The sequence below is a fragment of the Massilia sp. 05N420 genome (assembly GCF_056397205.1).
Map to the genome: position 1 here is coordinate 1 of NZ_JBFTMX010000201.1, position 423 is coordinate 423.

A 423-nucleotide genomic window follows, 5' to 3' on the forward strand; every position below is an offset into this window, starting at 1 on the left:
CGGTAATCGCATAGCCGATATCATGCGTCCGGCAGAATCCATCGAGCCGCTGCGGCAGAGATGTGAGGGCATCGGCGGGAACGGCGTAGTGCTGCCAGCGCGGGCTTGCCGCCGCCGCCGTTGTTTTCACCGTATCGATGATCGCCTGCGAATTATCGACGGCGTAGCGGTGGCTGCGGCCACGGGCCTGCGGAACGAGCCAGCCCAGCTGCACGGCATCGGAAATGGCGCTGCGCGCCGCGGTCGCCGAAACGCCGGCGGCAGCGCCGAGTTGCGACGCTTCGAAGCTTTCGTTTCGCAGATGCCAAAGGGCGCAGAGAAGGGTGAGCTTCCGGCTTCCGAAACCCTGAATTTGCCGGTCTGCCATGTCCGCTGGAGGGCCGCCCGGTACAATCTCGTTGCTGCCTTCACGCAGGATGGCCC

General features: G+C 65.2%; 1 protein-coding gene. It reads right to left on the reverse strand.

Translation table 11 applies throughout. The annotated features are described in order from the left end of the window. Nucleotides 1–423, reverse strand: a 423-nt coding sequence (locus AC1DIX_RS27960) for a hypothetical protein (RefSeq protein WP_477328622.1), incomplete at both ends; no start/stop codon positions are given.